The organism is Streptomyces sp. NPDC040718 (genome assembly GCF_055593565.1).
The window spans coordinates 47115-68381 of record NZ_JBVIXO010000016.1 but is presented as its reverse complement, the minus strand read 5'-3'; the positions used below and the strand labels follow the sequence as shown (position 1 = coordinate 68381).

The following is a 21267-nucleotide window of genomic DNA, read 5'->3' as shown; positions in this document are numbered from 1 at the left end:
GTGGAATGACCCGCACGATCGCTTTCCGCGAGATCGTCCTGAAGGTTCACAGCAGATGCGATCTTGCTTGTGATCATTGCTATGTCTACGAACACGCAGATCAGAGCTGGCGAGCCCGGCCGAAGGTGATCTCCCCCAAGGTCATTTCCCAGACCGCGTCGCGGCTCGCCGAACATGCCCGTGACCATGCACTCCCCTCCGTCACGGTGATCCTCCACGGAGGGGAACCCCTGCTGGCCGGCCCCGACCGACTGCGGCTCGTGTGCGAGGAGTTCACCCGCGCGCTCGCCGGCACGGCCGACCTCGATCTGCGGATCCACACCAACGGGCTCCAGCTCAGCCGCCGTTACCTGGACCTCTTCGCCGAGTACGGCGTCCGGGTCGGCGTATCCCTCGACGGGGACCGCGCGGCCAACGACCGCCACCGCCGCTTCGCCGACGGCCGCTCCAGCCACCCGCTGGTCCTGGCCGCCCTGGAACTGCTGCGCTCGGCGCCCTACCGCCACCTCTACCAGGGCCTGTTGTGCACCGTGGACGTGGCGAACGACCCGGTCGCCGTACTGGACGCGCTGGTCGCGCTGGAGCCGCCCCGGGTGGACTTCCTGCTCCCCCACGCCACCTGGGAGGTCCCGCCGGAGCGCCCCGAGGGCGCGCCCGACGCGTACGCGCGCTGGCTGCTGCGGGTCTTCGACCGCTGGGAGCAGCTGGAACGGCCGGTGCCCGTACGGCTCTTCGAGTCCCTGCTGTCCACGCTGCGCGGCGGACCCAGCCTGACGGAGTCCCTGGGGCTGGCCCCGACCGACCTCGTCGTGGTGGAGACGGACGGAACGCTGGAACAGGTCGACTCCCTCAAGAGCGCCTTCGACGGCGCCGCCGCCACCGGGTTCGACGTCTTCGAGCACGCCTTCGACCAGGTCGCCGCGCACCCCGGGGTCCGGGCCCGGCAGCTCGGGCTCGCGGGTGTCAGCGGCACGTGCCGCCGCTGCCCTGTCGTACGTTCGTGCGGCGGCGGCCTCTACACGCACCGCTACCGGGAGGGCAACGGCTTCGACAACCCCTCCGTGTACTGCTCCGACCTGCGCGAACTGGTGGAGGGGGTCGAGGGGCGGACCGCCGACCGGCAGACCGCTCCGGAGCTGGGCGACCCGGCCGAACTGGCCCGGTCCCAGGAGGAGCTGACCCGGGTCCTGCTGGCCCGGCTGCACGGGGACCTCGCGGGGGACTCCGCCTGGGCGCGGGCCTGGGAGCTGCTGGCCGGGGTGGAGGGGGCCGGCGAGGCGGGCGCGGACGCGCTGGACGCCGTACTGGGCCACCCGTTCACCCGGACCTGGGTGCTGGAGGCCCTGGACGCCGTGCGGGAGGGGCGCCCGGACGGCCCGGCCGCGGCTCGCCGGCTCGCCGCGCTGACGGCCGCCGCCGTGCTGCGGGGCGGGCTGGAGCTGCCGGCCGAGGTGGCCTACCGGGACGGGGAGGTGTACCTGCCGACGCTGGGGCTGCTGCGCCTCGGGGAGCCCGGCACCCGGGGCCGCGCCCTGCTGCACGCCACCGGCGAGGGGTACGCGGTCGTCCGGGCTGGGCGCACCGAGCACCGCTTCGGGCCGGCGGCGGGGGACGCGCGCTGGCTGCCCGTACGGACCTGGTCGCCCGGGCCGGGTGAGCCGGCGGTGGCGCTGGAGGACCTGGACCCGTACCGCAACTGCTTCGCCCGCCCGCCCCGGCTGCGGCTCGGCGCCGGGGAGGCCGACGAGTGGCGGGGCCGGCTCGACGCGGCCCGGGCACTGCTGCTGCGCACCGTCCCCGGGTTCGCGCGGGCGGCCGCCGCCGGGCTGGGCACCCTCACCCCGCTCGCCGGCGGCCCGCGGGCCGGGGGCTGGGGCGAGGCCGGGCGGCACGGGCCGGGCGCGCTCGGGGTCCCGTACGCGGCCGGGGTCAAGGAGACCGCGCTGGCCCTGCTGACGGGGCGGCGGCGGGCCCGGCTGCGGGAACTGACCGAGGTGGCCGACCTCTACGCGCTGGACGGGGCCTGGCAGCACCCCTCGCCCTGGCGGACCCGGCCGGTGCCGGTGTCGCGGCTGCTGGCCGACGTGCACGAGCGGGTCGTGGTGGAGGCGTACCGCCGGGGCACGGGCACGCAGGAGCCGGGCGGCACGGACCGGATCCACCGGGCGCTGGACCGGCTGGCGGAGGCGGCGGAGCTGACGGTGAGCGGCAAGCGGCTGGTGGAGGAGCTGCGCTGGGAGCTGAAGGCGGTCGACGCATGACCGCCCCACCGGCCCCGGCAGCCGCCCCACCGGCCCCACCCGGCCCGGAGCCCGGCCCGGCAGCCGCTCCGGCGGCCCCACCGCCCCCGGCAGCCGCTCCGACAGCCCCACCCGCCCCTACCGCCCCGCCTGGCCGCTACCAGCTCGCCGCCCAGCTCCGGCTGATCGGCGTGCGCCCCGGGCAGCGCCTGCTGGTGCACGCCGCCCTCGGCGGCACCGGCCTGCGCGCCGAGACGCTGCGCGACGCCCTGCTCGGGGTCCTCGGCCCGCGCGGCACCCTGCTCGTCCCGGCCTTCACCGCGGAGAACTCCCTCACCTCCACCGCCCACCTGGCCCGCGTCGCCGGTCTCGGCGAGGCGGAGACGGCGGCCTTCCGGGCGCGGATGCCGCCCTTCGACCCGGGCCTCACCCCGAGCCAGGGCGTGGGCGTCTTCGCCGAGGTGGTCCGCACCACCCCGGGCGCCGCCCGCAGCGGCCACCCGCAGACCTCCTTCGCCGCGCTCGGCGCGGACGCGCACCGGCTGTGCGCGGGGCACCGCACCGAAAGCCACCTGGGTGAGGATTCCCCGCTGGGAAAGCTGTGCTGGGAGGGAGGACAGGTACTCATGATCAATGTGGGCTTTTCGGCCTGTACTGCTTTCCATCTCGCGGAGTATCGAATTCCGAAGCCCCCCTTGCGTATGTACGACTGCGTGGTGAAGGTGAACCTTCCGGGCGGGCACGAGGGGCGGGGAGGGCGCTCCGGCGCGGGTGAGTGGACGACGTACGAGGACGTCGCGCTGGACGACGGGGATTTCGAGGAGATCGGCCGGGCGTTCCCGGATCGGCTGGTGCGCGGGGGACGAGTGGGAGGGGTGTCCGCCGCGTTCTTCTCGATTCCGCACGCCGTGGACCACGCCCAGGCCTGGATGACCGAAAACAGACGCTGATTGACTGAACGATGAGGGGATGTGGCGAAGCAGCTCCGGAATGATGTTTCTTCGCTCGCAGCTTCGGGACGGGGGTCGTGTGCCCGCATCAGTGCAGCCGTACTTTTTTCTCAGTTATGCCCACACACCGAGGTTCGGGCCTGGAGGACCCGATCCCGACATGTGGGTGGAGCGCCTCTTCCGTGACCTGTGCAGTCACATCATGGCGCTCACGGACCTGCCCGCCGGGTCCGAGGCCGGCTTCATGGACCGGGAGATACGCAGCGGCGAGGGCTGGTCGGAACGGCTCGGGGCGGCGCTCGCCACCTGCCGGGTCTTCGTCCCCCTGTTCTCGCCGCGCTACTTCGCCAGTGAGATGTGCGGGAAGGAGTGGTTCGCCTTCGCGCAGCGCACCATCCAGCACGGTGCGGTCAGCAACCAGCCGGCCGCCGAGGCCATCGTCCCGGCCCTGTGGGTGCCGGTACCGCCCTCCCAACTGCCGGGCCCGGCCGAGCGGTTGCAGTTCAACCACAACACCTTCGGCGAGCGCTACGTCACCGACGGGCTGTACGGGCTGATCAAACTGCGCGGGTACGCCGAACAGTACGAGCAGGCCGTGTACGAACTGGCCCGGCGGATCGTCCGGGTCGCCGAGACCGTGCGCCTGCACCCGGTGCGCCCGCTGGACTACCGGGTGGTGCCCAGCGCCTTCGGTCACAGCGGCGGCCAGGGCCCCGCTCCCGGCGGCAGCCCCAGCCGCACCCTCCACGTGACCGTGGCCGCCGCCTCCCGCCACGACCTGCCGGACGGCCGCAGCGCCGAGTACTACGGGGAGAGCGCGCTGGACTGGAACCCCTACCACCCGGCCTCGCAGCGGCCCGTCGCGTACGTGGCCGAGGACCTGGTCAGGAACCTCAACTACCAGACGACCATGTCCTCCTTCGACGACGAGGCGGGCCACTTCGACAGCAAGCAGCCGCCCACCCGCCCCGAGATCCTGATCGTCGACCGCTGGGCGGTGGAGGACGAGCAGCGCCGCCAGCGGCTGGCCGCCTTCGACCAGGAGCACCGCCCGTGGATCAACGTGGTCGTGCCGTGGAACCGGTACGACCAGCAGAGCCGGGCCAGGGAGGCGGAGCTCGCGCGACGGCTGGAGGAGACCCTTCCGGTCAAGATGAGCCAGGGCCGGGCCGCCTGCCGGGCCGCGGCCAACGGCGTGGCCAGCATGGAGACGCTCGGCCAGATCCTGCCGCAGGTGGTCGAGGCGGCCGCGCAGCAGTACCTCAGACACGCGCAGGTGTACCTGCCCGCCGGGAACACCTCCACCGAACGCCCGCGGCTGCTGGGACCGATGGGGATGGGCGGGCCGCCGCCGTTACCCCCGCCGGCCCCCTTCCCGCTCGCGCGGCGGCACGACGACGGGAGCGGCCCGGACGGCGACCCCGACGAGTACGGCGAAGGCACCGACACAGACCCGGGGGGACGCGGATGACAGCCAGTCGTGACAGCCGAGACGGACGCATCGTCACCTTCTACTCGTACAAGGGCGGTACCGGCCGCACGATGGCCCTCGCCAACACCGCCTGGATCCTCGCCGCCAACGGCAAGCGGGTCCTCGCCGTGGACTGGGACCTGGAGGCTCCGGGCCTGCACCGCTTCTTCCACCCCTTCCTGGACCCCTCCACCCTGGGGGCCACCACCGGTGTCATCGACCTGATCAGCGAGTACGCCTGGGCCGCCACCAGCCCCGTGCAGCGCGCCGCCGACTGGCACAAGGACTACGCGCGGATCCAGCCGCACGCGGTCTCCCTCACCCCGGAGACCCACGGGTGGGAGTTCCCGGACGGCGGCACCCTCGACTTCGTCTCGGCGGGCCGGCAGAACCGCGAGTACTCGGCGACCGTGTCCACCTTCGACTGGGACAACTTCTACGACCGGCTCGGCGGCGGCCTCTTCTTCGACGCCCTGCGCGCCGACATGAAGGCCAACTACGACTACGTCCTGATCGACAGCCGCACCGGCCTGTCCGACATCGCCGACATCTGCACCGTCCACCTCCCCGACGTCCTGGTCGACTGCTTCACGCTGTCCGACCAGTCCATCGACGGCGCCGCCTCGGTGGCCCGGCAGATCGACGAGCGGTTCAACGACCGCGGCATCAAGATCTACCCGGTGCCCATGCGCATCGACGAGGGCGAGAAGGAGAAGGCCGACGCGGGCCGCGCCCTGGCCCGCCTGAGGTTCGACCGCTTCCCCAACGGGCTCGTCGGGGACGAGCTGACCTCCTACTGGGGTGCGGTGGAGATCCCGTACCGCCCCTACTACGCGTACGAGGAGACGCTGGCCACCTTCGGCGACGAGGCCGGGCTGACCAACTCCCTGCTCTCCGCCTTCGAACGGCTCACCACGGTGGTCACCGGCGGTGAGGTCACCTCCATGCCGGTGATCGGCGAGGAGGTGCGGCTGCGGATCCGGGACGCCTTCACCCGGCGCCGCCCGGCGCTGCCCGCCGACCTGTTCCTCTCCTACGTCGCCGAGAACCGGATGTGGGCCGACTGGATCGAATCGGTGCTCACCCGGGCCGGCTTCCGGGTCGTCCCCAAGGACGTGTCCGCCGAGCGCGCGCCCGACGCGGCCGCCGGCGACACCCTGGGCGGGGCGGGGCTCAGCGTGGACACCGCCGCCCGGACCGTGGTGCTGCTCTCCAGCGCCTATCTCAAGTCGGCCCGCGCCGTGGACGTCTGGAACCGGGCCGCCGCCGAGGACCCGACCGGGGGCCGGCGCCACCTGGTGCCGCTGCGGGTGGGTGACGTACGCCTGGCCACGCCCTACATCGACCGGAACCCGGTGGACCTGTTCCGGCTCGACGAGGTGCACGCGACCGCCGCCCTGCTGCGCGCGGTGGAGCGGCCGATGGCGCTGCCGGACACCGTCGCCGGCGCCTCCCAGCCCGGCCCCCGCTTCCCGGGCACGGTCCCGAAGATCTGGAACGCGCCGCCGCGCAACCCCGGCTTCACCGGCCGGTCCATCGTGCTGGAGCGGATGCGCGACCAGCTCGGCGGCGGCATGGCCGTGGTGCTGCCGCAGCCGCAGACCTTGTACGGGCTCGGCGGCGTGGGCAAGACCCAGGTGGCGCTGGAGTACGTGCACCGGTTCATGGCGGACTACGACCTGGTCTGGTGGATCTCCTCGGAGCAGACGGACGACGTGGTCGCGGCACTCGCGGAGCTGGCCGTACGGCTGGGCGCGCAGACCGGCGAGGACATGGCGGCCGCCTCCCAGGAGGCGATCGACCTGCTGCGGCGCGGCGTGCCCTCCTCGCGCTGGCTGCTGGTCTTCGACAACGCCGACGATCCCGAGACCCTCAAGCGGTTCTTCCCGCCGGGCGGCCCGGGGCACGTGCTGGTGACCTCGCGCAACCAGTCGTGGTCCCAGTACGGGGACTCGCTGCCGGTGGACGTGTTCCTGCGCGAGGAGTCCATCGAGCACCTCCAGCGGCGCGCTCCCGGGCTGGCCAAGGAGGACGCCGAGCAGGTGGCCGTGGCGGTGGGCGACCTGCCGCTCGCCGTCGAGCAGGCGGGCGCCTGGATCGCGGAGACCGCGACGCCGGTGTCCGCGTACCTGGAGCAGCTCGCCGAGCAGACGGCGCGGGTGCTGAGCCTGAACCAGCCGGCCGGGTACCCGCAGCCGGTGGCGGCGACGTGGAACGTGTCGATCGAGCGGCTCCAGTCCCGCTCCCCCGCCGCGGTGCGGCTGCTCCAGCTGTGCGCCTTCTTCGCGCCGGAGCCGATATCGGCGAACCTCCTCTACAGCAAGGAGATGATCGACGCGCTCAAGCCGTACGACGCCTCGCTCCAGGAGAAGCTGGTGCTGGGCCGGGTGATCCGGGAGATCGGCCGGTTCGCCATGGCCAAGGTCGACCAGGTCGGCAACAGCATCCAGGTGCACCGGCTGGTCCAGGCGGTGATCCGGGCGCAGCTGTCGGAGGAGGAGCAGCGCGAGGCGCGGCACGCGGTGCACCGGATCCTGGCGGGGGCGCGGCCGGACGACGACGAGCCGATAGACAACCCGGAGACCTGGCCGAAGTTCAACACGATCTGGCCGCACCTGAGCCCGTCCGAGGCCCGGTTCTGCACGGAGCCGGAGACCCGTCGGCTGCTGATCGACCGGGTGCGCTACCTGTGGAAGCGCGGTGACTTCAAGGCGGCGTACGCGCTGGGCGAGGAACTGCGCGAGTCCTGGCGGGAGATGCTGGGCAGCGACGACCTCCAGTACCTGTACCTGCGGTTCCACCTGTCGAACATCCTTCGCTCGCAGGGCCGGTTCGTGGAGGCGAAGGAGCTGGACGAGGTGACGCTGGAGCGGCAGCGGGCCGCGCTGGGCCCCTCGCACCCGCACACGTACATGACCACCAGCGGTCTGGCGATGGACCTGGGCGCGCTGGGCCGGTACGGGGAGGCGATGGAGCTGGCGACGGCCGCGCACGAGGGCTTCGGGCAGATCTTCCACGACGCGCACCCGCGCACCCTGGCGGCGGCGAACAACCTGGCGCTGAACCTGCGCATGGTCGGGCAGTACGCGCGGGCCCGGGAGATCGACCAGGAGGTCTTCGACCGGCGCACCGAGGTGCTGGGCCCGGACCACCCGTACACCCTGTCCTCGGCGCAGAACCTGGCCCGGGACCTGCGCGAGGTGGGCCGGTACGACGATTCGGTGCAGCTGCTGAGCCGGACGTACGAGATCTACAAGCGGCAGCTGGGCCGGGCCTTCCCGGGCACGCTGTCGGCGGCGAAGAACCTGGCGGTGTCGCTGCGGCGGGCCGGGGAGCTGGAGAACGCGCTGCGGCTGACGACGGCGACCCGCAACCGGTACCGGGCCAAGTACACCTCGGTCAATCCCGACCTGCTGGCCTGTGAGCTGAACCTGGCGTCGGACCTGTTCGCGACGGGTGATCCGGGGGCGGCGCGGGACCTGGCCCAGGAGGTGGTGGACGAGTACATGAAGGTGCCGGGCGAGAAGCACCCGTACACCCTGGCGGCCGTCAACAACCTGGCGGTCTTCCACTGGGGCACGGGCGCCGCGGAGACGGCGGATCCGATGCTGCGGCAGACGATCCGCAGCATGCGCGAGGTGCTGGGCGACAACCATCCGCACACGATCTTCGCGCACCTGAACCTGGCGAACGCGCGGGCGGACCTGGGTGACCCGGAGGGGGCTCTGGAGCTGGAGCGGATCGCGGTGGTGCGGCTGCGCGAGGCGCTGGGCGCGCACCATCCGGAGACCCTGGCGAGCGCGTCGAACATGGCCGTCAGCCTGGACATGCTGGGCCGCAAGGAGGAGGCGGCGCGGGTGCGGGCGGAGGCGGTGTCCGAGCTGACGCGGCTGCTCGGGGAGGACCACGGTCTGACCCGGTACGCCCGCGACGAGCGGCGGGTCCACCGGGACCTGGAGCCGCTCGCGGTGTGATCCGACATCGGGTGGCGGGGCTTCGCGTCCCCGCCGCCCGGGAGCGAGCGCAGGGGGCGCCGTGACCGACAGCATGACCTTTCGCAACGAGGACCTGCCGGTCCTCTTCCACCACACCGATCAGGCGGCGGTCTCCCGGCAGCGGGAGTCGACGCAGGCCACCCGCGCGCAGCTGCTGCTGCTGGTCGCGGCGGCCGGGGCCGCGGCCCTGCCGTCCGGGCCGGCGGTGGGCGGGCTGCACGTGTTCGCGGCGTTGAGCGCGCTGGCGTACGCGGGGGTGCTGGCCGTGGGCGTACGGGCGGGCAGCCGGCGGGCCCGTCCGCAGTGGCAGCTCAACCGCAGCGCGGCCGAGTTCATCAAGTCCCTGTCGTGGCGTTACGCCGTGCACGGGGCGCCGTTCGGATCCGAGGTCGCCGGGCCGGAGGGGGTGTACCGGGCGCGACTGGAGAAGGGGCTGGACGAACTGCGCAAGATGGGCTGGGAGGATCCCCGGACGGCGGGCCTGGTGCCGGAGGGCGGTGAGATCACCGGGGCGATGCAGCGGCTGCGCGGGCTGGACTACCAGGTGCGCCGGGAGACGTACGTCCGGGACCGGCTGATCGAGCAGCGCAACTGGTACCGGCGCAGGACGGAGGGGGCGCGGCGGACGACGGCGCTGTGGTCGTGGACGATCGTGCTGCTGACCTGCCTGGCGCTGCTGCTGGCGGTGCTGGGTGCCTTCGGCTCGGGGTCGGGTGCGGGGGCGGCGGGGCTGCTGAGCGCGGCCGCGGCGGCGGGGATCGCCTGGAACGAGGTGCGCCGCCGCCATCCGCTGATCGAGGCGCACACGCTGATCGAGCAGGACCTGGCGGCGATGATGGTGGTGATGCAGACGACCATCACGGAGTCGCAGTGGCCGTCCGCCGTGTACGAGACGGAGCGGTACGTGTCGCCGCAGCACACGGACTGGCTGGCGCGGCACAGCAGTTGAGGCAGGGGCGGCAGGGGGTGTGGCTCAGGCTCGGGTCACGCCCTCGCGCCAGATGACGGTGACGGGTTTGCCGAGGGCCCGGGCGTAGGCGACGATCTCGCCGGTGCCGCCGTGCCCGCGCGCGGGGAGGCCGTCCCAGACGGCGACGAGCCGGTCGCAGCAGTCGGCGATGTAGGTGCCGGCGGCGTAGTAGGCCTCGTCGGTGGAGCGGGCGAAGTCCAGCCGGACCTCCTGGGCGGCGCGGCGCCTGAGCCGCCGGTAGCCGGCGAGGGCGTCGGGGTCCTCGAAGGTGTCCTCGTAGTCCCCGCTGGGGATCACGACGGTGAGGTCGGCGCCGTGTTCCAGGGCGATGTCCGCGAAGAGCTGGTCGGCTCCGTCGGCGAGGCTGGAGAGGGCCTCCAGGGGGCCCTGGTGGCCCGCGAGCGCGGCCCGCAGGCCCTCCTGCACGTGGCCGAGCACCTCATCGGGAATCGACCGGTGGCCGGTCACTCCGATGCGCTTCATACGAGCTCCTCCCCCGTGGGCGCCCTGGACATCCTGGACATCCTCCCAGAAGGAGGGAGGACGTCCAGGGTGCCTGCGCCGGGGGACGGCGGTGTCAGTAGACGCTGACGCCGTAGGCGTTCAGGGCTTCGACGACGGGCTGGAAGAAGGTGGTTCCGCCCGAGGAGCAGTTGCCGCTGCCGCCGGAGGTGAGGCCGACGGCACGGCTGCCGGAGTAGAGGGGGCCGCCGCTGTCGCCGGGTTCGGCGCAGACGTTGGTCCTGATCATGCCGTAGACGACGTCGCCGCCGCCGTAGTTCACGGTGGCGTTGAGGCCGGTCACGGAGCCGCTGTGGGTACCGGTGGTGGAGCCGCGCCGGGTGACGGACATGCCGGTGGTGGCGTTGACGGCGCTGGTGATGTCCTGGCCGCCGACGGTGCCGGGCGGGACCGGGCTGTTGCTGGCGTACTTGATGAGCCCGTAGTCGTTGGTCGGGAAGCTGGAGCCGGCGGTGCTGCCGACGACGGTGGTGTGGGAGGAGTTGGTCCACCAGGTGCCGGCGCCCTCGGTGCAGTGGCCGGCGGTCAGGATGTAGTAGTTGCTCCCGCTGCGGACGTTGAAGCCGAGGGAGCAGCGCCAGCTGCTGGCGTAGATGGCGTCGCCGCCGGAGAGCAGCTTGGTCAGCTTGCCTGGGGTGCGTTCGATGCGCAGCGCGGCGGCGTCGGCGCCCGCCTCGCGGCGGATTCTGGCGATGTCGGCGGCGGTGACGGTGGAGTCGGCGGTGACCACGAGGGTGCCGGTGGCGGTATCGGTGTGCCATGCGGTGCCGGCGACGTCGGCGCGCAGGACGGAGGCCCCTGCGGCGGCGAGGCGGGCGGCGCCGAAGCCGGTGCCGTTGTCGTCCGCGCTGGCGGCGGTGGGGGCGGCGAGAGCTGCCGTGGCGGCCAGGCCGGCGGCCAGGGCGAGCAGCCGGAGGCGGGGGGTGCTGTTGGTCCTCACTTCACGTCCTCCCGGGTGGGGGTCGGGGGCCCGGCTGGGGTGGGGGTGCCGGAGCCCGTGAGCGGCGGTGGGGGGACACTGCGGGTGCGCGGCCGGGAAGCCGCACTCTCGTCGTGACCCTGACAAGTCCGCCGGGTGACGCTGAACGGGAGTGTCCTGGCGTCAGTTACCGGCGGCAAGGGCGCCTTTCAGCCGTCGCTCCCCGGCGGCGACCTCGAAGGGCAACGCGTTCCCCGGCGGCGGGAACGGGCAGATGAAGTGGTCGGCGAAGGCGCAGGGCGGGAGTTGGGCCCGGTTGAGGTCCACGGTGACGGACCCTTCCGGGGAGGGGGATCCGGGGTGCAGGAAGCGGAAGCGGTAGCTGGAACCGCCGCTGGTGGCGTCCGCGAAGACGGCCCAGAGGCTGCCGTCGTCCTCGTCCACGGCCACCTGGAGGGTGTGCGGGACGCCTTCGCGGACGAAGGCCGGCTCGCCGCCGAGGCCGAGGCCGCGGGCGCGCCCGTCGGCGTTGCCGACCTGGACGGTCCGCCGCGCGGGGTACGGGCGGAAGTGGCCCGGCAGCGCGAAGTCCGGGTCGTACGGGGTGGCCTCGATACCGGCGAAGGCGCGCCGGGCGGGGGCGGCTGGGTCGTAGGCGCGGACCGCCCACTGCCCCTCGCGCCGGATCACCACGAGCCGTACCTCCCCGGCCGCGAGCCGGGACCGCGCGGGCCGGCCCTCGTCCGCGGCGAGGGCGGCCTCCCCCACGAGCGGCCGCCCGTCGAGCGCGACGCCGTCCTCGGCGGAGGCGGTCAGCACGACCCCGCCGTCGTGGGCGCGCCAACGCCCCGGAACGGCCGGAATTCGACCTTCCGAGTAGTCGGAGATCCAGAAGGTGCCCGTCAGGGCGAGGGGTCCGTAGGGGGCCGAGACGGTGGCCGTGCGGTGCTCGTGCCACTCCCGCCAGGCCTTGCCCGCTTCGTCATCGCTCATGCCGCTCAGCCCTTCCCCCGCGGGCCGGGCGGGAACCTTCCGGTAACCCGTCCGGACCTGCGGGGAAATGACGCCCGGTCAGCAGTCGCAGCCGCACCCGTCGCAGCAGCAGCCGTCACAGTTGCAGCAGTCGCACCCGTCGCCGCAGTCGTCGCACCAGGCGTCGCGCTTCTGGCGGGACCAGGGGCCCTCGTAGTCCGTGCAGCAGATCTGGCAGGTGCAGAAGAGGCCGATGGCCACCGCGCAGCCGTGGATCAGTCCGCGGCGCGGCTTCTGCGGCGGAAGCCCGCCGAAGCCGCCACCGCCGCCGCCACCGCCGGGGCCGCCCGGGCCCATCGGCGGCGGCATCCCGGGCCCGCCGGGGGCGTACGGGCCGACCTGGCCGCCGCCGTACGGGCCGGCCTGGCCGTACCCGGCCGGGTGGCCCTGCGGGGGCTGGCCGTAGCCCTGCTGCCCGTACCCCTGCGGGGGCTGACCGTAGCCCTGGCCCGCCGAGTTCGCGGCCGTGTGCCCGCAGGAGGAGGTGCCGAACGCCCGGTCCACGGAGTTGCGCAGCTCGTGCACCAGCAGCCGGTGGGCGAGCCCCGCGTCGGCGAACTCCACCTCGCGCAGGGCCAGCCGTATGCCGTGCAGCGCGTCGTCGCACAGCCGGCGGGCCTCCGCGAGGGAGGTGCCGGTGGCGGTGAGCGGGTTCCAGGCGCCCGCCAGGGCGTCGGCGCCCTGGTCCTCGACGGCGTCCAGCAGGTGCGCGAGCCGCCCGAAGTACCGGCCGGCCTCGGCGAGGGCCGGGCCGTTGCCCGGCCGCCCCGCCAGGATCGCGGTATGCGCGAAGGCGGCCGCGGTCGCGGTCTCCGTCGGCTCGGTGACCACCAGCACGGGCGTGCCGATCCCGGCCAGGGTCTCGATGCCGCCCTGGCGGTCCACGGCGTCCACGAGCACCGCCGTGTCGAAGCCGAGCGAGGCGCCGGTGCGGGCGCCGGCCCGGTCCCAGCCCCGGGCCACCTTGCGCGCGGCGGCGGCGATCGGGGCGCGGGCCAACAGGCCGTCCCGGTCGGCCACGTGGTCCCGCACCTTCGCCGAGGCCAGCACGAGCGAGACGGCGGCGGCGAGCCGGGCGCCCTCGCCGTTGGCCACGGGCGCGGTGCGCATTCCGCGCAGCGGGCAGGGCCCGGCGGTGCGCCGGGCGCCGGGCAGCGGACCGGCCTGAGCCTCCGTCAGAACGGAGACGAGCAGCCCGTCGTAATTGGTGACGATCCTGGCGAACTGGCCGTGGTCACCGCGAAGTGCCAGGCAGAGGCCGCAGAGATGGGCCATCCACTCCGTTTTGAAGCGCTCGCCGAGCCGGTGCGCGCAAGGTCTGACGATGCCGAACAACCGCTTCCCCCGTGTGTCATACGCAAGTTTTCGGGGCATCGTATCCAGCCAGGCGGATCACTCGTACGCCCCAGTGCCTCACCCGGACGGCAGCGGCGGTCGTATTTTCACTCAGTCAGCAGCGGTGGCGACCGGGAACCTCGTCCGTGCAACGGATGTTCTGCACCAGTCCCGTCACGAAACATCTGCGCGGCGGCTATCCACTTGGCGCGTTGTCAGCATCATGGACGACCATAGGGGCAGCGGAGAAGAAGACGGACTGGCCACGGTGAAAGGAGGCGTCCATGGGTTCGGTGCGCAAGGCGAGTGCGTGGTTGGGTCTCGTAGAGGACAGCGACGACGAGCGGTACTACGACGACGACTACGCGGAGGCGGTGGAGCGCCAGCAGGGCTCGGCCTCCGGCCCCGGCGACCAGTGGGTCACCGACCCGCGGGTGAAGGTGGCCTCGGATTCCGCGGTCGAGCGCGGCCGGCGCATCGCGACCGTGACCCCCGACGGCTTCCGCGACGCGCGCGGCATCGGCGAGCTGTTCCGCGAGGGCGTCCCGGTCATCGTGAACCTGTCCTCGATGGACCCGACCGACGCCAAGCGCGTGGTCGACTTCGCGGCCGGCCTGACCTTCGGGCTGCGCGGGTCGATCGAGCGGGTGGCGACCAGGGTCTTCCTCCTGACCCCGGCCGACACCCAGATCGTCAGCGGCGAGGCGGGCGGCCGCTCCCGCGACTTCTTCAACCAGAGCTGAACCTGGGCGGCTTACCGGAACGCGTCGAGCCCGGTGAGCGCCTTGCCCAGGACCAGCTGGTGCATCTCGACGGTGCCCTCGTAGGTGAGCACCGACTCCAGGTTGGTGGCGTGCCGCATGACGGGGTACTCCAGGGAGATCCCGTTGGCCCCGAGGATGGTCCGCGCGGTGCGGCAGATGTCGATGGCCTCGCGGACGTTGTTGAGCTTGCCGAAGCTGATCTGCTCCGGCCGCAGGGTGCCCGCGTCCATGCGCCGGCCCAGGTGGTGGGCGAGCAGGATGCCCTTGTGGAGTTCCAGTGCCATGTCCGAGAGCTTGGCCTGGGTGAGCTGGAAGCCGCCGATCGGCCGGCCGAACTGCTCCCGCGTCTTCGCGTAGTCGAGCGCCGCCTCGAAACTGGCGCGCGCCGCGCCCATCGACCCCCAGATGATCCCGTACCGCGCGTGGCTGAGGCAGCCCAGGGGACCCTTGAGCCCCGTGACGTTCGGAAGCACCGCGTCCGCGGGCAGTCGTACGTCGTCCAGCACCAGCTCGCTCGTCACCGACGCGCGCAGCGACCACTTGTGCTTGATCTCCGGCGCCGAGAAGCCGGCGCTGTCTGTGGGGACGGCGAAGCCGCGGATCCCCTCGTCCGTCTGGGCCCAGACGACGGCCACGGCTGCCACCGAGCCGTTGGTGATCCACATCTTGCGGCCGTTCAGCACCCAGTCGGAGCCGTCGCGCTTGGCGTACGTGCGCATCGCGGCCGGGTCGGAGCCGATGTCGGGCTCGGTCAGCGCGAAGCAGCCGATCAGCTCGCCGGCCGCCATGCCGGGCAGCCAGCGCCGCTTCTGCTCCTCGGAGCCGTACTTCCAGATCGCGTACATGGCGAGGGAGCCCTGTACGGAGACCAGCGAGCGGATCCCGGAGTCTGCGGCCTCCAGCTCCAGGCAGGCCAGGCCGTACTGGACGGCGCTCGCGCCGGCGCAGCCGTAGCCGGTCAGGGACATGCCCAGCGCGCCGATGGAGCCGAGCTCGCGGGCCAGCTCCCGGATCTGCGGGAGCTCCCCGTCCTCGTACCACTGGGCGATGTGCGGCAGGACCCGGTCGGCGGCCCAGGAACGGACGGTGTCGCGGACGGCGAGGTCCTCGGGGCCGAGCAGCTCGTCGAGTCCGAGCGGGTCGGTGGGGGCGAACGGGGTCTTCGGCGCGGACAAGGGGGCCTCCCGGCGGCCACGTGGGGCGAAACCTAGCGGTGCAAGTTTGTCGCCGACCCGGCCCCGGGTCCACCCCCGGCTTCCGCGGAGGGGAGCGGGTCAGCCCTGGCGGCCGGGCCTGCCGCCGACCGCGGGATCGCGCTCGGGCTGTGCCGGGGCGGGGATCCGCCCTCCGGCGGAGGGGCGGGACGGGCCGGCGGGCTGCGCGGGCAGCTTCACCGCGGCCCCGGTCCCGCTCTCGCAGGGGGCGGCCGGCTCGGCGTTCTCCATGGTGCGCGGCAGCTTCAGCGCCATCACGGCGCCCGCGAGCAGAAGGCAGGCGCTCACGACGAGGGTGACGTGCAGCCCGTGTACGAAGGAGTGCCGGGCGGCCGCGTAGAGGGAGTCCCCCGCCGGGCCGCCGAGGTGGGCGGCGATCTGGTAGGCCTCTCCGAGGGAGTTCGCGGCGCCCGCCGAGTCCTCGGCGGGGACGCCGGGGACGTCCAGCAGGCCGGGCCGGTAGGCGGCGTTCATCACGCTGCCGAGCAGGGCGATGCCCATGCCCGCTCCGAGCTGGTAGGAGGTCTCGCCTATGGAGGCGGCTCCGCCGGCGGTGTCCGCCGGGGCCTCGCTCAGCATGGACTCGTACGCCGCGAAGAGGGTGGTCTGGAGCCCGAAGCCGAGCAGGATGAAGCCGGCCGTCAGCAGTACGGGCCGGTCGTGCTGGCCCATCAGCGTCAGCAGCAGCACCGCGCCGGCGGTGAGCACGAAGCCCAGCGAGACCATGGTGCGCGGGCCGACCCGCTGGAGGGTGTAGGAGCCGGTGGCGCCCGCGGCCATGGCGGCGAAGGTGAGCGGCAGCAGCCGCAGGCCGGTCTCCAGCGGGCTGAGGTCCAGGACCAGCTGGAGGTACTGGACGGCGAGCAGCTCCAGCCCGACCAGGGCCAGCATGGCGAGCACGATGCAGCCGACGGAGGTGGAGAAGGCGGCCCGGGAGAACATCCGCATGTCGATCAGCGGGTGCTCGCGGCGCTTCTGGCGGCGTACGAAGAGGACCAGCAGGAGCACGCCGAGCAGCAGCGGGACCAGTGCCCCGGGGTCGGTGAGCTGTCGTTCCGCGCCGATCCGCTTGATGCCGAGCACCGCGCCGAGGACGCCGGCGGCGGCCATCAGCGCGCCGAGCACGTCCCAGGGACCGTCGGCCGCGCCCTTCGACTCCGGCAGCAGCCAGCGGCCGAGCGGCAGGATCAGGGCCATCAGCGGGATGTTGATGAGGAAGACCGAGCCCCACCAGAAGTGCTGGACGAGGAAGCCGCCGAGTACGGGGCCGCTGGCCGCGCCGATCGCGGCGACGGCGGTCCAGATGCCGATGGCCAGGGCCCGCTCCCGCCGGTCGGGGAAGACCTGGCGCAGGATCGACAGGGTGGCCGGCATGATCATCGCCCCGCCGACGCCGAGCAGGGCGCGGGCGGCGATCAGGACCTGGGCGTTGTCGGCGAGGGCGGCGATGGCCGAGGCCACGCCGAAGAGGGTGTAGCCGAGGAGCAGGATCCGGCGGCGGCCGACGCGGTCGCCGAGGGTGCCGAAGAGGATCAGGAGCGCGGCGCAGACCAGCGGGTACGCGTCGACGATCCACAGCAGCTCCTGGGAGCCGGGGCGCAGGTCCTCGGTGACGGAGGGGACGGCCACGTGCAGGATCGTCGCGTCGAGCGCGACGAGCACGAGGCTGACGCACAGGACCGCCAGGACCACCCAGCGGTTGGCCCCGCCGGAGGCGGCGGCGACCCGCTGCCGGAGGGAGGGTTTCCTGTCGCCGGCCGTGTTCGTCCCCGACATGCATGTACCTCCCAGGTGGTCCCTCGCACTCGGCGGACAGCGTCGTGGGGCGCCGCGGGTGGTGCGCTGTGCGGCGTCCTACGGGGTCCGGCATCGACACGCGAGTGAAGGGTCAGCGTACGCGAGTTCGCGTGCCCGACACGTGGCCAAGCTCTCATCCCTGCGGCGGCCCCCCTGTGGTGTGCGCCACTCGCCCCGTTCCGCCCTCCCCCCGTGTGCGCGCCCGCTCACGCTCCGTTTCCGCGTTCCGTTCCCGCCGGTCGCGGCACCGATACTCGTCCCCGTGACAACTCTGCCCGTTGACGACGCCCCCGCGAAGTACCCCGGACCGCGCCGTGCCGCGCCCGCGCTCGCAGCCTTCGCCGCGGTGCGGCTGCTGGTGCTGGCGGTGCTCGCGCTGTGGTGCGCGGCGGCCGGCAGCAGCCCGCACACCCTGATCTCGGCCCGCTGGGATTCCCTCTGGTACGCGCGGATCGCCGCCGAGGGCTACGGGTACGAGGTGGTCCTGCCGAGCGGGGCCGTCCATTCCAACCTGGCCTTCTTCCCGCTGCTGCCGTGGCTGGAGCGGCTGGTGGCGGTGCCCACGGGGCTCTCGTACGGCTCGGCCGGCCTGGTGGTCTCGGCGGTGGCGGGGCTCGCCGCCGCGTGGGGGGTCTTCGCCGTCGCCGACCTGCTCCACGGGCGGCGCGCCGGGGTCCTCGCGGTGGCGCTGTGGGCGGCGCTGCCGGTGGGGATCGTGCAGTCCATGGCGTACAGCGAATCCCTGTTCACCGCCCTGGCCGCCTGGGCGGTGTACGCGGTGCTGCGCGGACGGTGGGTGGTGGCGGGCCTGCTCGCGGCGGGGGCGGGGCTGACCCGGCCGGTCGGGGCGGCGGTGGTCGCGGCGGTGTGGGTGGCGGCGGCGCTGGCCTGGCGGCGCGGGGAGCGCTCCTGGCCGATGGCGGCCGGGGTGCTGCTGGCCCCGCTGGGGGCGGCGGCGTACGCGCTGTGGGTGGGGGCCAGGACCGGCGGCGGGCTGACGGGGTACCTGGACGTGCAGGCGGGCTGGGGCAACGGATTCGACGGCGGCTGGGCCTTCGCCCGGTTCATCGGAGCGCGGCTGGCCTCCCCCGCGTTCCCCGCCGGGCTGGGACTGATCGCCGGGGTGCTGCTGGTGCTGTGGCTGTACCGGCTGTGCGTGCGCGACCGGCAGCCGGCCGCACTGCTCGTGTACTGCGGGATCGTGGTGGCGCTGGCGCTGTGCGCCTCGGGCTACTTCGGCTCCAAGCCCCGGCTGCTGCTGCCGGCCTTCCCGCTGGTGCTGCCCCTCGCGGTGGCCCTGGCGCGGTGGCGGACCGGCCGGGCGGCGGCCGTGCTGGGGGCCGTGGCACTGGCCTCGGCGGCGTACGGGGCGTTCTGGCTGAACGGTTCGGGGCCCCCGTAGGCCGGTCGGACGGCGTGCGGGCGCGATCACGGAATGGATCATTCCAATCCATGGTTGTGCAAAGGAATTGGCCTGCTGCGATGAATACCGTGCAGGTACGCCGATAATTGCCGGGGCGGTACTCCCGGAGTTGAATCCGGAAAGTTCCAACAAGTGCCGGAACAAGGGGAATTAAGTCCGGCGTGAGACGCACTCCACATCACATGGTCATCACAAAGCGCGCGATTCGCCCGGGGTGCGCTTCGACGCGCGGTAACGTCGATTGAGTGCGTACTGACCAAATGCTTGCCCGTCTGGAGCCGGTGTTCGCCCGGCTCGACCGGGAACCAGAGCGACCGGCTCATCTGCAAACGCCGCAGATGAGCCGGCACCGCGTCGTGCTCCTCTCCGCGACCCTCGCCTTCTACCTGGTGATCGTCGTGGCCGTGCTGACGACCTCGTGGCTCGTCCGCCTGGACTGGCAGATCATGTTCTTCCGGCCCTACGAGCAGTGGCCGCAGGTGCACGCCTTCCTCGACTACCTCGTCGTACTCGGCCAGCGCGGACCCACCGCGGTGATGGTCGCGGCCTGGCTCGGCTGGCGGTCCTGGCGCCAGCACACCCTCCGCCCGCTGATCGCACTCGGCGTGGCGCTGCTGCTGCTGAACATCACCGTCGGCTCCGTCAAGCTCGGCCTCGGCCGGCTCGGCCCGCACTACGCCACCCAGATCGGCTCCGCGGAGCTCTTCGCCGGCGGCGATATATTCCCTTCGGGCCACACCGCCAACGCCGTCGTGACCTGGGGGATCCTGGCGTACCTGGCCTCCACCACCGTCACCCGGCGGGTGCTGTCCATCCTCTCCGGGGTCCTCTCGCTGAGCGTCGGCGCCACCACCGTCTACCTGGGCACCCACTGGGTGAGCGACGTGCTCCTCGGCTGGACCGCCGGACTGCTCATCATGCTGGCGCTGCCCTGGTTCGAGCCGCTCATCGGCCGCACCGAGGCCTACGTGTTCGGACTGCGCGAGCAGTGGCGCCGCCGGCTGGAGGACGGCCGGCTCTCCGAACCGGTCGCCGCCGCGCTCACCCCGCTGCTCTCCGCGGGCGGGAAGTGGCAGCCCGGCCGCACCCCCGCCGCCGGCGAGGACGCGGCCGCGGCACCCGGCGCCGCCCAGGCCCCCGGCGGGCACTCCCCCGCGCTGCGCCCCGCCGCGCACGCGCACCAGGTCTCCCGGCAGCACGTCATCCGCTCCGAGCGCACCCCGCTCACCCCGGGCGGCAGCCGCCGTCCGGCGCACACCGAGCGGGCCACCGCCCGGGGGGCCTCGGCCCGCCCCGCCACCGGGGGCTGACCCCGGAGCGGGGCCGGTACGCACAGCCCCACCCCGCACCGCGAAAACGGCGGGCCGGTCCGAGCGACCGGTCCGCCGTCGGCGTTGGGCGGCGTTGGGCCGCGTTGGGCGGCGTTCATATGTCCGGACACGTCAGCCCGCTGAGCGGATGTTCCTCCGCGCCGGGTCACGCTTGTGTCACGGATTGTCGACAGCCGCCGCCGGTAATCCCGGCTTTGCGGGACCCCTTTCGAATTCCGCCGCAGAACCCGAATTCCGCGCCGCGGACTTACTCCGGGGATGCTTCCACGGCTCGCCCCAGAAGGTCCCGCAGACCCCTGATCCGGTCCGTCAGCTCGGTGGGCTCCAGCACCTCGAACTCACAGCCGATCAGCATGACGTGAATCACCAGGACGTCGAGGCTCACCGCCCCGGTGCGCAGCAGGCAGCTCTCCGCGTCGACCGGCTCGATCACCCCGTCGGAGGGCCCGATGATCCGCGCCGCCTCCTCCGCCGGGACGCGGAGCCGCACCACCGCCCGTGCCGCGTACGCACGGTGCGACACGCCCTGCGAGACGTACGCCGCGAGGTCCTCGGCGGGAGCCGGGCGCGGGACGAAGCGCGGGCCGTGCGGCGGGCGGGGCTCGATCCGGTCCGCGCGGAAGGTCCGCCAGTCCTCCCGGTCGAGGTCCCAGGCGACGAGGTACCAGCGCCGCTCGGAGCACACCAGCCGGTGCGGCTCGACCGTACGGCGGCTGACGCTGCCGCCGTGGTCCCGGTACCCGAACCGGAGCCGCTCGCCGTCCCGGCACACGGCGGCGAGGTCGGTGAGCACGGCGGGGTCGACGGTGTCGCGGCCCGGCCCGCGCAGCATGGGCACGGTGAACTCGTTGAGCGCCGAGACCCGTCGGCGCAGCCGCGACGGCAGCACCTGCTCCAGCTTGGCCAGGGCCCGTACGGAGGCCTCCCCGATCCCCTCGACGCCGTTGCCGGCGGCCGTGCGCAGCCCGACGGCCACGGCGACGGCCTCGTCGTCGTCCAGCAGCAGCGGCGGCAGCTCCGCCCCCGCCCCGAGCTGGTACCCGCCGCCGGTGCCGGGGCTCGCGTTCACGGGGTACCCGAGCTCCCGGAGCCGGTCGACGTCCCGGCGCACGGTCCGGGGCGTCACCCCGAGCCGGGCGGCCAGGTCGGCACCGGTCCATTCCCGGTGGGCCTGCAGGAGGGACAGCAGGCGCAGCAGTCGCGCGGAGGTCTCGAGCACCCCGCCATTGTGTGGCGTGCGGGTGGTGTGCCGCTGCGCGGGGCCCGCCCCTCCTGCTTGTCCGACGCGGGGCGGGGTCGGTTCG

15 protein-coding genes are annotated in these 21267 nt (G+C 73.4%); 8 read left to right on the top strand and 7 right to left on the bottom strand.

Annotated elements, in window-relative coordinates:
- The first annotated feature begins 5 nt into the window (after positions 1–5).
- The 5 genes from fxsBH (at position 6) to ACZ597_RS30025 (ending at position 9605) form a co-directional block, all read left to right on the top strand.
- Positions 6–2261, top strand: a complete 2256-nt coding sequence (fxsBH, locus tag ACZ597_RS30045) for a radical SAM/SPASM protein FxsBH, inactivated beta-hydroxylase extension form (RefSeq protein ID WP_471336621.1) — start codon at positions 6–8, stop codon at positions 2259–2261.
- Between the two features lie 170 nt (positions 2262–2431).
- Positions 2432–3190 carry an AAC(3) family N-acetyltransferase gene (locus ACZ597_RS30040; protein ID WP_471336618.1) on the top strand — a complete coding sequence of 253 codons (759 nt, stop codon included), beginning with the start codon at positions 2432–2434 and terminating at the stop codon, positions 3188–3190.
- A gap of 43 nt (positions 3191–3233) precedes the next feature.
- Entirely contained in the window at positions 3234–4661 is a 1428-nt protein-coding gene (locus ACZ597_RS30035; protein WP_471336855.1) for a TIR-like protein FxsC, read from the top strand.
- Complete coding sequence (gene fxsT / locus ACZ597_RS30030) at positions 4658–8635, top strand: FxSxx-COOH system tetratricopeptide repeat protein (RefSeq protein WP_471336615.1); 3978 nt, start codon at positions 4658–4660, stop codon at positions 8633–8635. The genes ACZ597_RS30035 and fxsT overlap by 4 nt, the downstream gene beginning before the upstream one ends.
- A gap of 73 nt (positions 8636–8708) precedes the next feature.
- The gene (locus ACZ597_RS30025; protein ID WP_471336852.1) at positions 8709–9605 is read left to right on the top strand and encodes a DUF4231 domain-containing protein; all 897 of its coding nucleotides are present in this window, start codon (positions 8709–8711) and stop codon (positions 9603–9605) included.
- A 24-nt stretch (positions 9606–9629) separates the two neighbouring features.
- Here ACZ597_RS30025 and ACZ597_RS30020 read toward each other — a convergent pair whose 3' ends face one another.
- The 4 genes from ACZ597_RS30020 to ACZ597_RS30005 all read right to left on the bottom strand — a co-directional run bounded on the left by ACZ597_RS30020 (position 9630) and on the right by ACZ597_RS30005 (position 13434).
- On the bottom strand, positions 9630–10109 hold the full coding sequence (locus ACZ597_RS30020) for an OTU domain-containing protein (RefSeq protein ID WP_471336612.1): 480 nt from the start codon (positions 10107–10109) through the stop codon (positions 9630–9632).
- Positions 10110–10203: 94 nt separating this feature from the next.
- Positions 10204–11088 (bottom strand): S1 family peptidase, encoded by an 885-nt coding sequence (locus ACZ597_RS30015; RefSeq protein ID WP_471336610.1) that lies wholly within the window; start codon positions 11086–11088, stop codon positions 10204–10206.
- Between the two features lie 162 nt (positions 11089–11250).
- Complete coding sequence (locus ACZ597_RS30010; RefSeq protein WP_471336607.1) at positions 11251–12060, bottom strand: DUF1684 domain-containing protein; 810 nt, start codon at positions 12058–12060, stop codon at positions 11251–11253.
- Positions 12061–12138: 78 nt separating this feature from the next.
- Complete coding sequence (locus ACZ597_RS30005) at positions 12139–13434, bottom strand: DUF5685 family protein (protein WP_471336604.1); 1296 nt, start codon at positions 13432–13434, stop codon at positions 12139–12141.
- 284 nt (positions 13435–13718) lie between these two features.
- Between ACZ597_RS30005 and ACZ597_RS30000 the strand changes: the two genes are divergently transcribed.
- On the top strand, positions 13719–14177 hold the full coding sequence (locus ACZ597_RS30000; RefSeq protein WP_471336601.1) for a cell division protein SepF: 459 nt from the start codon (positions 13719–13721) through the stop codon (positions 14175–14177).
- Positions 14178–14188: 11 nt separating this feature from the next.
- Here the strand turns inward: ACZ597_RS30000 and ACZ597_RS29995 are convergent, their stop codons facing one another.
- On the bottom strand, positions 14189–15373 hold the full coding sequence (locus tag ACZ597_RS29995) for an acyl-CoA dehydrogenase family protein (RefSeq protein WP_471336598.1): 1185 nt from the start codon (positions 15371–15373) through the stop codon (positions 14189–14191).
- Positions 15374–15472: 99 nt separating this feature from the next.
- Positions 15473–17188 (bottom strand): MFS transporter, encoded by a 1716-nt coding sequence (locus ACZ597_RS29990; RefSeq protein WP_471336595.1) that lies wholly within the window; start codon positions 17186–17188, stop codon positions 15473–15475.
- Between the two features lie 292 nt (positions 17189–17480).
- Here ACZ597_RS29990 and ACZ597_RS29985 point away from each other — a divergent pair, with 292 nt between their 5' ends.
- Positions 17481–18611 carry a hypothetical protein gene (locus tag ACZ597_RS29985; RefSeq protein WP_471336849.1) on the top strand — a complete coding sequence of 377 codons (1131 nt, stop codon included), beginning with the start codon at positions 17481–17483 and terminating at the stop codon, positions 18609–18611.
- Positions 18612–18877: 266 nt separating this feature from the next.
- The gene (locus ACZ597_RS29980; protein WP_471336592.1) at positions 18878–19942 is read left to right on the top strand and encodes a phosphatase PAP2 family protein; all 1065 of its coding nucleotides are present in this window, start codon (positions 18878–18880) and stop codon (positions 19940–19942) included.
- A gap of 268 nt (positions 19943–20210) precedes the next feature.
- On the opposite strand, the gene ACZ597_RS29975 is transcribed toward ACZ597_RS29980, so the two are convergent.
- On the bottom strand, positions 20211–21182 hold the full coding sequence (locus ACZ597_RS29975; RefSeq protein WP_471336589.1) for a helix-turn-helix transcriptional regulator: 972 nt from the start codon (positions 21180–21182) through the stop codon (positions 20211–20213).
- Positions 21183–21267 lie beyond the last annotated feature (85 nt).

Bases quoted from the DNA above. Each gene is read 5' to 3' on its own strand.
- fxsBH (WP_471336621.1), top strand. From the start codon at position 6: ATGACCCGCACGATCGCTTTCCGCGAGATCGTCCTGAAGGTTCACAGC.
- ACZ597_RS30035 (WP_471336855.1), top strand. From the start codon at position 3,234: ATGTTTCTTCGCTCGCAGCTTCGGGACGGGGGTCGTGTGCCCGCATCA.
- fxsT (WP_471336615.1), top strand. From the start codon at position 4,658: ATGACAGCCAGTCGTGACAGCCGAGACGGACGCATCGTCACCTTCTAC.
- ACZ597_RS30025 (WP_471336852.1), top strand. From the start codon at position 8,709: ATGACCTTTCGCAACGAGGACCTGCCGGTCCTCTTCCACCACACCGAT.
- ACZ597_RS30020 (WP_471336612.1), bottom strand. From the start codon at position 10,109: ATGAAGCGCATCGGAGTGACCGGCCACCGGTCGATTCCCGATGAGGTG.
- ACZ597_RS30010 (WP_471336607.1), bottom strand. From the start codon at position 12,060: ATGAGCGATGACGAAGCGGGCAAGGCCTGGCGGGAGTGGCACGAGCAC.
- ACZ597_RS30000 (WP_471336601.1), top strand. From the start codon at position 13,719: ATGGGTTCGGTGCGCAAGGCGAGTGCGTGGTTGGGTCTCGTAGAGGAC.
- ACZ597_RS29990 (WP_471336595.1), bottom strand. From the start codon at position 17,188: ATGTCGGGGACGAACACGGCCGGCGACAGGAAACCCTCCCTCCGGCAG.